This window comes from Paenibacillus sp. EB106-05-06-XG162 (assembly GCF_058791655.1).
In genome coordinates, this window is sequence record NZ_JBYTDT010000012.1 from 21,031 (window position 1) to 34,192 (window position 13,162).

A 13,162-nucleotide genomic window follows, 5' to 3' on the forward strand; every position below is an offset into this window, starting at 1 on the left:
GAATGACCTCCATTACTATATTAGCTGCTCTGTATAGTCATTATCATGAACGATGAACCTTAAACCAACCTTAAAAACAATTTAAACGAAAATAAAACCTAGGCGATAGCCTTTTAGGCGCTTACCCACCCTTTACGATGCGCATATATAGCAAGCTGCGTCCGGTCATCCATTTCGCATTTCATCAGTAAATTGCTCACATGAGATTTCACCGTTTTAATGCTGATATGCAGCTCTTCGGAGATATCTTTGTTCGTCTTGCCCTCAGCAATTAGCAGGAGCACTTCCTTCTCTCGCTCGGTGAGACCATCCGATTCTCCTTGTGTAGTACGCTGTCGAATCCCTCGGGTTAAGGCTTGGGAGACATCTCCGGTCATGACAGGCATGCCACGGAATGCGCCTTGCAGCGCATAGATCAATTCATCGGCAGAGACTGTCTTGAGAACGTAACTGACCGCGCCCGCTTCTACTGCCTCTACCACTTGCCGATCTTCTAGAAAGCTTGTAAGGATAATGATCTTCATCGCAGGAAATTCACGCATAATCTCTCGCGTCGCTTCAACGCCATTCATTTCTGGCATCATCAGATCCATTAATATAACATCAGGCATGCCTTCAGCAAATCCTTGCTTCAATGCTGCAATCGCTTCGAGCCCATTGCTAGCTTCCCCAATGACGTTGAACTTCGGCTCAATCATCAAATACGTGCGTAATCCCATACGTACCATTTCATGATCGTCAACGATCAATACTTTAATCTGTTCCATCGATCTTCGTCTCCTCTTCGAATCTCGGCATGTATACACGAATGGTCGTCCCAACACCTGGTGTACTCATAATATCCACCTGTCCGCCCAGCTTCTCTGCACGTTCTTGCATCGTATGCAGCCCGTATGATCCAGGCTTCAACATCTGCTTATTAAATCCGCGGCCGTCGTCATTGATAGATAGAATATATTGACTCTCCCGTTCTGTCAGCTTCAGGGTGACTCGCTGTGCCGAGGCGTGCTTCACAATATTTGCTACTGCTTCTTGGATAATCAAGAACATCTGATGTTCCTTCGCCTCCGAGATTGGTTCATGCAGGTCCAGCTCTTTGGTCCCTTGCAGCCCATTATGTCGGCAATAGTCAGGAAACCATGCATCCAGCGCTTCCGCCAGTGATTTTCCTTCCAATTCAATAGGCCTTAACTGCGCGATGAGTCCTCGCATCTGCTTCTGCGCCAGATAAGACATTTGGATTAACTGATCCATGACAAGCTTCGCACGTTCCATATCCACTTCCATCACCTTCGGGAGGGATGAAGCTGACATATGAATGGCGAATAATTGTTGACTAACCGAATCATGTAGGTCACGAGCCAACCGCTTCCGCTCTTCAGCTACGGCAGACTCTGTCGTCATCTCCAGCTGCACCACTTGCTGCTCCCCTAATTTCTGCAGCAATTTCATCTTCTTCTCAACGCTATCTACCATCGTATTGAATTCATAGTACAGACGTGCAAAAGAGGGGTCCTCTGTCCGCCGAATTCGAACGGATAAATTCCCCCTTGAGACTTGAAGCATGCTGTCATGAATGGCATCAATACGACGCTGCATCCGCTGTGCTACGGCATAACCGACGATCGTGCATACGATAATGATAAGCAACAGATACCCTACCCATAATCGAAAATCCGTTAACAGCCCCTGATATCGAAAGATACCGAGCAGCACAGCGACGATGCTAAATGCACTGGAGAGTGCGAAGTAAATCAATAATCCCCATTTTGAATTCTGCAATATGCGCGTCATCATGCTTTAACCTACTTTATTCACTTTTACATCACCGATAAATGTGCTGACGATGATGCGTACTTTTTTACTTGCTTCATTGTAGTACGGTGTTTCTTGACGGATATTCTTCATGAACCCGCTCTCGAAATGATCCAGCAGCTTTACATCGCCAGCTAATGCACTGCAAGAGACTGCAACACCAACCTCAATATCATTCGGAACATAAACCTTCACGTCACCGATAAAGGAGGAGATATTAATTTTCGTCTCCCCATATGGAATGTGTGCTTTCGTCAAATCAAGCACGGTATCTCCAATGAAATGCGAGATATTCATCGGTTTCAATTCCCAGAAATCTGACCCCATATGGATATCCCCGATAAACCCGGATTTATTGACAGTACTCTCTTTCCAACCAAATTCGTAATCATCCTTCCAGGTTGATTTCGGTGCTTCAGTCCCTGGAGTCCCTGGAGGAGGTGGCGGTGGCGGAGTCATCCCATACGGCTCTGGTGGGATATGAAAATGCGGGTCATGTTTCTTATACGAACGCCGCGGTTTGAGAATAACGTACAGACCAATCAGAATAAGCATAAGTGGCACCAAATAACGGAAAAATTCCCCAGTTGATAGGTGTAGAACATCCAAATTACGTGCGAGGAAGAATCCACCGATGACGATCAAGATAACATTCCCGAACGAAATCGAACGCCCATATTCATGGTTTTTGTACGAAACTACATTCTTCAATCCTGCCAAAATCAGAATTACAGGCCAATACGTTCGGATCACATAACCAATATCCACGTGAACATAACCCATTTGATTCAATAAGAACACGACACCGATTCCGACAAGGATAAGCCCTCCGAACAATCGAGACCCAAATCCTGAATGCATAAACAACGCCTCCACTAACGATCTTCTTCTTCAATTTAATCTTAGTGTACAGGATGTCGATCGCAATGAACAGCGTCGGCGGGTTGAAATTCATATCAGTCTCGAGACGGAGTCCGCTTCCACAAAAAGTTAAAATCAGGCATCAAATAGAAAAAGAGGACGCTTATGCGTCCTCTTTGGATCCATCCGTCTTATAGGTCGTCTTCATCCGCATTTGCTTGAGAAGATTGACGATTCGCACGAGCTGCTGCATTAGCAGCTGCTGCGCTAGAATCGTTTGCTGCTTCGCTTGCGAATTCCGTATCGAAATTAGCTTTGTTCGCGCGTGCAGCTGCGTTAGCAGCGCGTGCGGAGCTAGCATTGTTCGCTACGCCAGCTGTTTCACTCGCGAATTCTGCATCGAACTTTTGGTTGCCACTCATATTGTTGCGGTTGTTGTTCTTAGCCATGATTGCTCACCTCCAAGAAGTATTATGCGACTTCCTTCGGGATCTTATGCACAATAACCGCCTCATTCATTTCATGGATCAACTTCTCGGTAACCTTGCCCTCACCACGCTTAATGACGTGGACCTTTAAGGTTTTTTTACCCCACTCTTTGTAGACTTGTTTTGTGGTTTTATAATACAGGTCGATTTTGTTGCCTTTTATTGCTGATCCAGTATCCGCGACAATGCCATAGCCATAACCTGGAATGAACAACACCGTTCCGATCGGCAGCACGCGTGGGTCTGCGGCAATCGTTGATATTTTATGCTTATCGCGTCTGACCTTCACGCCGGAATACGTAATTCCGTATTGCGGATGGCCAGGTCGTTTGCCTGTCGATTCAACTCCAGCTGTATAGCCTGTTGCGACCACGCTAAGTGTTTCTAGAATATCTTTAGGTTCTGGCGCAATGACTTCTTTAGTAGGTTTCTCCTGCGCTAGCGCCTGAAATGATGACATTGGGAACAACAAACTCATTGCGAATACAATCACAATCATCCAACCATATTTGGGCCATGTTCTGCGTATGCCTCGAAGCATAATGGATATCTCCCCCTTATCCCGAAAGGCTTTCCAGAGGTCCAACATTTTATGCATCGATATCCCCAAAAAAAGAACACACCTACGCAGCTTAGGCCGACGAAGGTGTGTTCTCCATTCATTTACTTCAATATTTGGCTGGCAATCCATGCAAGGTCATGAATATCAATGACATTGTTATGGTCGATATCCCCCATTGCAATTAGACTCCAATTTGGACTTGCCGACGTCTCACCATAATGCGCTGCAATAATTGCGAGATCCCCAATGGAGTATTTGCCGTCATGGTTCATGTCACCAGGCAGTGTACCAGGATCAATCGGCGTGATTTGTACTTCTTGGGAGGAAGCAGCAGCGCTCGATTCTACACCTTCTCCATCGGCGACAGTCGTCTGAAGGGCTGTGATCTGTGCCGTCTTCACAACACTTGTGTTCCTCGCGCGGAAGGTCAATTCAATAATCGACTGTGTTCCTGTAATGCCGCTGCCTTCCCCTTCACTTGCCACAATGAGACGCAGTTTTCCCGTATTATCAACCTTTTTCTCGACGATGCTAACCCGGTCTTTCATAGGAACCGCAGCGACGAATTCCAAGGCTGTGGGATCATAATGAATTGCAATATCTTGCGCATAGACGCTGTTGGTCACATTCTTCAATCCAAAATTGACTTTCAATTCTGCACCTGCTTGAACGGCTCCGCTGCCTGTCAGCGTCGTTGTAAGTTCTTTGGTTTCGACAGGGAGGATGAGCGGCTCCACTTGATACGTCACCTTGTCATCGCTAAGCGCGTACTTGATATTATCGAAGGCAAAGGTACGTCCATTCGCGCTATCCCACAGGAATCCAAGAACAATCCGGTCAAAATTCTTGATTGCTGTCGTCGTCTTCACCAACTGCCCGTCAATATACATCTTGAGATCTGTCTCGGAAGTATAATCCCATTTCAGTTCGTGCCATCCCTTACTCCGCTTGACCGCCGTTGCTTCCCAAGCCGTCGCATTGCTGCTTGCGCGTACTGAATAATAATCAAGTGATCCATATGCACTGCCATCATAGAGTAATCCCATCCCTGCCAAGAGCGTCGTTCTCGCATTCCCGACATGCGCGACCACACGTGTCTTCGTATCCATGGAACCATCGTCGTACAGCATCATCGTCACAACACCTTGCTTCGTCTGCCCGAATTGCTTCTGAATGGCGTTCGACCCGTTACCCACGGTGAAAAGTGCGCTCTGCTTGCCTTGGTATGCGACTTTATCCGAGATCGTGCCTGTTGTAATAGATGCCCCCGTCTCCGGTACAAAATCGCCCCATCCGGACTCGAAGCTCTGTGAGAAGACCAAATCCTTGTATTCTTGCACTTCCGCAGATACTTTGACGGCACGAACACCCGCTAGATCTCCTTTAACTTCCAACTTCCCAGTCTGCGAATTAATGATCACGTTAGGCTGATCCGTCTTGTAAGTAACCTGATAGTATGGTGCATACGGAAGCGTATTCCCGTCTTCCGTGACACCGTCCGTTCTTAGTTGAATCGTTGGCGTCGAAGCCGATATTTCATTCACATCACTCGTAATCTTATAAGATGTAACGGCCGATGGCGTAAGTACCCGCACATGTGCCTCCCCTTTGACACTTGGGCTCACTGTACTCTCCACCGTAATCGTTGCTTCGCCAGGGATCATTGGCGTCACAAATCCACTTTGATTCACTGTAGCTACGGCTGGGTTGGAGCTCGACCATTTCACTGTTTTGAACCAAGCGTTTGCAGGAGCTACTGTTGCATGCAATGTCGTACCTACATGTCCTGCATAAAGGCTGACTTCTGTTCGGTCGATCGCGATGGCTTGCGGCACAATCTCTGGGGACTGCTCACCCGGTTCATCATTTGTGAACTCGTGCGCTCCGATATCCACCTTCGCTGGATTCGTGATCGGATTTTTGAAGAAATCGACGGTTGGAGCTGACCATACTGACGGCGTCATTACCGTCATATCCAGTCCCGCATCGATAGCCGGTGAACCCGATAACAATTTGTATCCGCTCAATCGATTTACATCAAAGACGCTGCCCTTCGCGTCAATCAGATCTTTCGGTTCTTCACCCGGTCTTGCAAATTTCGGACTTGTAAATACATTGTCCTTGAACGTAATGCCTGTAAACTTCGCATTCTGATAATTCGTTCCTGGGTAGAAAATATTGTTCCTCACTTCGCCCCCAGCGAAGGTTTCCGTCCCCATCGCTGTATCTGCCTTCGAGTAGAAAATATTGTTATACAACCGCATATATTTACCCGAATCACTCATGAGTTTGGTATTGATGTTCGCATCTGTAAAGAATGTATTGTTATGAATTAATGGTGCATCTGCTGAACTCGTCGGTAAGTAGTGGAAAATATATCTTCCGTCCCCATCGTTCACACTCACATTGTATCTCACAACTGAATTTTTCGATCCACCCATGAAGAGAATGAATCCGCCTCGGTTGCTGTGGCTGTAATTGTATTGATAGAGCGTGCCCTCGCAGAACATATCCACGTCGAATGCTTGACCGTCATTGTAACCGTAAATTCCGCCATACACCTCGTTGTACTGCATGATCATGTCTTTGACGCCAATGACCCACAGCCCAGCATAGTTGACATTCCCAACATTCTTGGCTGAATGCTTCACAACCGTGTTGTACTCCATCCGGCCTTCACTGCCGATGTTGCTCATAACAAAGCCATCGCCTTGCACTTCTTCGACATAGTTGTTATTGAACTTCACATTCTTCAGCACTCTCGGAAAATTCGCATTCACGTCGCCTTCCTTATACAAGCCTGCATTGCGAATTCCCTCGATATCCACCCGCTTCACCGTATTTCCTTCCACGAGCACATCGGAAATATTACCGAGAATCAAGATACCACCACTGCCGATTTTCCAGCCTTTTGGATTCCCGTCCACATCATGAATGTAATTATTCTTGATCGTAATCCCGCGGTGCGGATTCGCTTCCCATTCTGTTGTCGTTGTTGAAGCTGTACGAATATTAATTCCCGCGCGCTGCGACACGACATCCGGATTAAAGTTCGTGATCTCAAGGTTCGAGAACTCCAAGTAACTACCATTCACCACATCAATCGTTGCAGACATCGTCTTATCTTTGACGCTGGTATAATTTTTAACGATAGCTGATTCTTCGGTCGTCGTTGTTCCATTCCCGTTTAAGACGGGTCTTCCCGCTTGCTCCAGATTCCCATAATGACTAAATACAATAGGAGCTTCCTTCGTACCTGAGATTCCCCGGAGTTTGACCGATCCGTTCCAGACATCGCCAGCCCGGAAGAGAATGTGATCTCCTGGAATAAAACGCGTCTGATTAACCTTATCGAGTGTCTTCCATGCCGTCGCTTCAGACAATCCATCCTGATCATCTCGTCCATTCGCACTGACGTAGTATGTATTGTGGGCAGCTGCAACGGCATTCGTCTGAGCCTCCACTTGCCCTGTCTGGTCTGCTGGTGCGGCTTGTGCCTGAGGTGAAATCATCATAGGCATCGTCATGGTCATGATCAGCAGCACGGACAGACATCGCAAGAGTAACCCCCTGTTCATCCGTTTCTTGTTCAATGCAGTATCCTCCTCATTCATATTATAAGAGCGTCTAAGTAAACGAGATGCGATTCAGTACTTCTTGGTGTACTTCAATCACGGCTTTACTCAGTCGCTGACTTACCTGGAGCTCCACTTGCTTCTGAACATACCTCTGAACGACGGCAGCTCGAACCTTCTCATAAGGTTCATATCCTTTATCCTTGGCGGCTAACAGCCTATACAGAACGGTGTCTTCACCCGAAGAATCCAGGGCCGTAAACTCACCAGGTTTCATCTCCGTCAACACCAAATTTAAATTTTGCGCGAGATCATCATCCTTCGATTTGTCATCCAGGTCTAGACTTAGCCGTTCAATATGGATGTCTTGCGATAAATTCAACCGCTTGACAATTTCCTCGGTGGATAAGTCATTCGTAGACGCCTGTTGTTTCAACGCTTCGAGCTCAGACTGCGCTTCCGTTGTACTGGGTACCGATATTTTCTCGTATTCATAGCTGTAGCCCCGATGGAATTGGTCTTGCTTCATGTCCTCGTACGTCGATCGAAACATCTCTTCGGATTCTGATTTCATGCTCACTTTCGTCAACTGATCCATCCATCGCTGAACATTCATGTTCTGCACATAGGAATAATATTCACTTGCTCCATACTGCTTCGGACCATAGATCGGCTGACCATTCCGAACCTTCGCTTCCCTTTGTTCGTTCTCCGTCTCGAACTGCTTCAGAAAGGCATCATACGAAATATCCAACACGATTCCTTGCTCCCGCATGAGAATTTGCTGCATTTTATATTTGCGCAGCTCTTCCATTGCCTTTTGTTTCGCATAATCAAGCGGATTCTCCCCGTCATAGGTCGATGTCCAGAAATCTTCGGTATACTCCGCGTTATATTTCCGTTTAAAGAAGCTTGTTGTAAGCGCTTTATTATTTTGGAGAAAAAGTTCTAACTCCCCCTTTGTTACATCAACATGATCGATGGTGAATACCACGTCATCCCCGGATGCGTAGGAAGTCATTCGCCATGCAGCGATCACGATAATCATACATATTATTCCGATGCCGACCCCGATGAAATAGCGCTTGTTACCTGTAATCCTTAAGAAGGCTTTTCCTTGTCTCATGACATCAGCTCCTCGATCAGGCTGCTATTTAACTTGATACGAACCAACCATGTGCCATCATTATAACCATTCCAAGTTAATGAAGGCGTGAATTATTTTGACTTTAAATATATAAAATTTTTACCTTTTCAAGACACAAAAAAGATCCCTCACTTTAAAACCAAGTAAGGGATCTCTTCATTGTACCGAATATTAGAAAATCAAGTGTGTGCGAATTTCTTCAGCCAGTCGCGCTATAGCCTCATCCAACTTAAGGAAGCCTTGATCGCCTACACCGCGTTGACGGACAGAGACGCCGCCATCGTTCTTCTCGTTCTCACCGACGACGAACATGTAAGGCACTTTCTCCAGCTGTGCTTCACGGATTTTGTAACCGAGCTTCTCATTGCGAAGATCCGCTTCAACACGAATTCCTTCAGCCTGAAGCTTCTCAACCACTTCCTTGGCATAGTCTTCGAATGCGTTCGAGACAGGAATAATCTTTGCTTGCACTGGCGACAACCAGAGCGGAAGCGCACCTGCAAAGTTCTCGAGCAAGTAAGCAGTCATACGCTCCATCGTACTGATAATACCACGGTGGATAACGACTGGACGGTGCTTCTGACCATCATCGCCAACGTATTCAAGCTCGAAACGCTCAGGCAGCAAGAAATCGAGCTGTGCAGTCGACAACGTCTCTTCTTTGCCGAGTGCTGTCTTGATCTGTACATCAAGCTTCGGACCATAGAATGCCGCTTCGCCTTCAGCTTCGAAGAATGGAAGTTCAAGCTCTTCCACCACTTCACGCAGCATGCGTTGGGACATTTCCCACATCTCATCATTTTGGAAGTATTTCTCGGTATCCTGCGGATCACGATAGGATAGACGGAAACGATAATCCTTGATCCCGAAATCTTCATAGACTTTACGGATCAAGTTCACGACACGTGCGAACTCTTCTTTAATTTGATCCGGACGGCAGAAAATATGAGCATCATTCAATGTCATCGCGCGTACGCGGTGCAGACCTGTTAATGCCCCTGACATTTCATAGCGGTGCATTGTTCCAAGCTCGGCAATACGAACCGGAAGGTCGCGGTAGCTGCGCATTTCGCTCTTGAACACCATCATGTGATGCGGGCAGTTCATCGGACGTAGAACAAGCTCCTCGTTATCCAATACCATTTTCGGGAACATATCTTCCGAGTAGTGCTCCCAGTGACCTGAAGTCTTATACAACTCTACATTCGCAAGTACTGGTGTATAGACATGGTCGTAACCCAATCTTTCTTCGAGATCTACGATATAACGCTCCAATGTGCGACGAAGCTTCGATCCGTTTGGAAGCCAGAGCGGTAAGCCTTGACCTACTTGTTGGGAGAACGTGAAGATTTTCAGTTCTTTACCCAGCTTACGGTGATCACGTTTCTTCGCTTCTTCCAAAAGACGGAGATGCTCGTCCAGTTCTGCTTTTTTCACGAATGCCGTACCATAGATCCGTTGAAGCATTTTGTTCTTGGAATCCCCACGCCAGTAAGCACCTGCAACGCTGAGCAATTTGAACGCTTTGATGCGGCCTGTCGAAGGAACGTGCGGTCCACGGCAGAGGTCGAAGAACTCGCCTTGATCATAGATGGTAAGTACTGAATCTTCTGGCAAATCGCGAATTAATTCGAGTTTTAAATTATCATCCAGCTCTGTATAGATGCGAAGCGCTTCATCACGGCTCACAACACGGCGGCGAATCGGAAGATTCTCACCCACGATACGCTCCATTTCCTTCTCGATCTTCGCAAGATCTTCCGGATTCAAGGAGTGCTCCATATCGATATCGTAGTAGAATCCATCTTCAATGACCGGTCCAATACCTAACTTCACATTGTGCTCTTTATACAGACGTTTGATCGCTTGTGCCATCAAATGTGCTGTACTATGGCGCATCAACTCAAGTCCATCTTGGCTATCGAGGGTCACGATCTCAACCGCTGCATCCGCATCGATCGGTGTATAGACATCCACGATCTTCCCATCGATTTTACCTGCTACTGCATTCTTCTTCAGTCCGCTGCTGATCGATGCTGCAACATCTTCAATGCTGCTTCCTGCCTCGTATTCGCGCACTGCGCCATCCGGCAAAGTTACTTTAACTGACATGTTCCCTTTTCCTCCTTCAATATAAAAAAACAACAAAAAACACTCATCCCAGAAAGGGACGAGTGTTATATACCCGTGGTTCCACCCTAATTCGAACGTAATATGCTAAGCCCAAATGACTTGTAACAATAACGTTCCTTAGTGCATTCGGTAACGAGAATGAATCGGATCCATCTACTATCATTCGATGAATCAGCTACAAAGGGGTAAATCGAAGGTGATCTCTGAAGGAAATTGCAGCCGATGTTTCCTCTCTCTGGACAGTTCAACCAAGGACTCATGTCTTTGTCATCGCTATTCGCGATTTAAGTTACCGTTATTATAAATCCATTCGAGGAGGAGGTCAAGCTGTATCCTTTTAACAATTCGTTAATTAATCATGCTGCTGCGCACTTTCACTCAAGTACGGCGAACAGACCGGACAATACACACATAACTGTGCACGGCTTTCGAAAATTTGCTGGATCGTCTTAATCACTTGCAGTTCTGGTTCACGCGTATGGATATAAATCTTCTGCGGTGAGACGGTAATTAAGGTGCTCACAATCATATCCTCGACCTCAATATCATGATCAGGCATCTCAACCACAACACTCGTCATTTGCTTCGTCTCAATCGGACGCATTTGATCATTCAGCAGCACAAATTGATGATCGCCGCGATGCATCACGTGAGCCACAGGAATCTTAGTCTCCTGCACGAACACAAAATATTTAAGCAGTGCGATAAACTCATGATATTGCTGATCGAGAATATACTCATCAACCGCATACTCCACAATGTCACGCAATTCCTTCGTGTAGGCATCCAGACGGAATCGGATAAAGCCTTCAACGTGAAGCGCCGTATTCTCTTCAAAATACTGCGTAATCTCCTGAATGAGCAGCCGTTTGCGCCGTTCGCGATCATCCGGTGTACGGAACTCTTCGTTCGTCTCTTGTAGCAATTCCATACAATACGTCTCGATTTTATCTAGATCCTCTGATCGTTTGTAATGAAATTCTTTGCGAATAATGCGGCGTAGTACCGCACGTTCTTTGATTTCCAGAATATACTCCGCAAGCACATTCGCCGCCTTACTATAGACCTTCGGCGCGTGCTGCGTCAGCTTAAATCCTGGCAATATGCCATGGCAAATGATCTGGTATTCGTGGGAATTCCTCGATTCCGTAAATGTAACGCCTTCCGGCTGCATATGTAAATCAGCGAATTCTTGTTCCATCTGACTATGAAATTTTGACCAGGCTTCATCGGAAGTCGTCGTTATTGTGACTGTAAACAGTTCCATGTGACTTGCTCCTTCCCGAACAATGTTCTTATTCAGTATATGGGCTTTAGGAAACAGATATACAACGAGGATTTTCCCAGCAAGTCCAGAATCAAGGCGAATTTCTTACGGATGCAATAAAAAACAGCTACCGCCAAGGGTAGCTGTTATCAATTAATTTTGCATAATAAAATCGCGTTCAACATTCGATTCTTCTTCAAAGACCCGCAGGATATTATATTTCGTATCCCGTTGCGCAGGGATCTTGCCCGCTTCACGAATTGTCTCTAGAATCGTTCCGATATTCACTTTATGGGTTGCACCCGCTGCCGAGACGACATTCTCTTCGATCATCGTGCTGCCAAAATCGTTGCAACCATAGCTTAACGTCTGCTTCCCGACTTCTGGCCCCATCGTAACCCATGAGGATTGGAAGTTCGGGATGTTATCGAGATAAATCCGGCTGATCGCAAGTGTCTTCAGATACTCTTCGGGTGTGACGCGTTCCGCTTTCATGTTCGTATTGTCCGGTTGGAAGGTCCATGGAATAAAGGCCAAGAATCCTTTGGATGAATATTGATTGTTAATGCACTCATCCTGTGCGACCCGCACACGATCTAGATGCAGCGCACGCTCATCCATCCCTTCGCCGAAGCCAACAACCATCGTCGCTGTCGTGTTCATGCCGACTTTATGCGCCGTCTGCATCACGTCCATCCAATCCCGCCACGAACCTTTAAGTCGACTAATCTTGCGTCGAGTCCGATCATCCAAGATCTCAGCTCCACCACCTGGTAGTGAATCGAGTCCGGCTTCATGAATAGCACGAACGACCTCTTCCAACGACAAGCCATCTGATACTTCCTTCATCTTCATAATTTCAGCTGGAGAGAAGGAATGCATCGTAATGTTCGGGAACCGCTGCTTAATCTCACGTAATAAATCGGTATAATAGCTAAATGGCAAGTTCGGATTCGTTCCGCCTTGCATCAGAATTTCTGTTCCGTTCACATCGATGGTTTCTTGGATTTTCTGGAAAATCGCCTCATTCGGCAATACATATCCTTCATCCGAACCAGGTCTGCGGTAAAACGCACAGAATCGGCAATATACATCACAAATATTCGTATAGTTAATGTTGCGTCCAATCACGAACGTCGTAATCGGATCTGGATGCCACTTCTGCATGATCTGGTTCGCGACATGACCCATCTTCTCCACTTGATCCGATTCAAACAAGGTAATGCATTCTTCTACGTTGATGCGCTCACCTGCTGCAGCTTTATCCAATATGCGATCTACTGACATGTCTGCTCACTCCTTTGCTTCCCCCAC

10 protein-coding genes are annotated in these 13,162 nt (G+C 46.4%); all 10 read right to left on the reverse strand.

Annotated features, from left to right (window positions below):
- Window positions 1-113 precede the first annotated feature (113 nt).
- The gene (locus tag AC3WU2_RS21755) at window positions 114-767 is read right to left on the reverse strand and encodes a response regulator (RefSeq protein WP_492457117.1); all 654 of its coding nucleotides are present in this window, start codon (window positions 765-767) and stop codon (window positions 114-116) included.
- Window positions 754-1,797 (reverse strand): sensor histidine kinase, encoded by a 1,044-nt coding sequence (locus tag AC3WU2_RS21760; RefSeq protein ID WP_492457118.1) that lies wholly within the window; start codon window positions 1,795-1,797, stop codon window positions 754-756. Before AC3WU2_RS21760 ends, AC3WU2_RS21755 begins: the two co-directional genes overlap by 14 nt.
- Window positions 1,798-1,800: 3 nt before the next feature.
- A complete protein-coding gene (liaF, locus tag AC3WU2_RS21765) occupies window positions 1,801-2,676 on the reverse strand; it encodes a cell wall-active antibiotics response protein LiaF (protein WP_492457119.1) in 876 nt (291 codons plus the stop codon).
- Window positions 2,677-2,867: 191 nt separating this feature from the next.
- Window positions 2,868-3,125 carry a hypothetical protein gene (locus AC3WU2_RS21770; protein WP_492457120.1) on the reverse strand — a complete coding sequence of 86 codons (258 nt, stop codon included), beginning with the start codon at window positions 3,123-3,125 and terminating at the stop codon, window positions 2,868-2,870.
- A 22-nt stretch (window positions 3,126-3,147) separates the two neighbouring features.
- Window positions 3,148-3,624, reverse strand: a complete 477-nt coding sequence (locus AC3WU2_RS21775) for a 3D domain-containing protein (protein WP_492457231.1) — start codon at window positions 3,622-3,624, stop codon at window positions 3,148-3,150.
- Between the two features lie 203 nt (window positions 3,625-3,827).
- On the reverse strand, window positions 3,828-7,319 hold the full coding sequence (locus AC3WU2_RS21780; protein WP_492457121.1) for a cohesin domain-containing protein: 3,492 nt from the start codon (window positions 7,317-7,319) through the stop codon (window positions 3,828-3,830).
- A 34-nt stretch (window positions 7,320-7,353) separates the two neighbouring features.
- A complete protein-coding gene (locus AC3WU2_RS21785; RefSeq protein WP_492457122.1) occupies window positions 7,354-8,427 on the reverse strand; it encodes a peptidyl-prolyl cis-trans isomerase in 1,074 nt (357 codons plus the stop codon).
- Window positions 8,428-8,619: 192 nt separating this feature from the next.
- A complete protein-coding gene (gene thrS, locus AC3WU2_RS21790; RefSeq protein WP_492457123.1) occupies window positions 8,620-10,560 on the reverse strand; it encodes a threonine--tRNA ligase in 1,941 nt (646 codons plus the stop codon).
- A gap of 373 nt (window positions 10,561-10,933) precedes the next feature.
- Window positions 10,934-11,848 carry a putative sporulation protein YtxC gene (locus tag AC3WU2_RS21795; RefSeq protein ID WP_492457124.1) on the reverse strand — a complete coding sequence of 305 codons (915 nt, stop codon included), beginning with the start codon at window positions 11,846-11,848 and terminating at the stop codon, window positions 10,934-10,936.
- A 153-nt stretch (window positions 11,849-12,001) separates the two neighbouring features.
- Complete coding sequence (gene mqnC / locus AC3WU2_RS21800; RefSeq protein WP_492457125.1) at window positions 12,002-13,135, reverse strand: cyclic dehypoxanthinyl futalosine synthase; 1,134 nt, start codon at window positions 13,133-13,135, stop codon at window positions 12,002-12,004.
- Window positions 13,136-13,162: the final 27 nt, after the last annotated feature.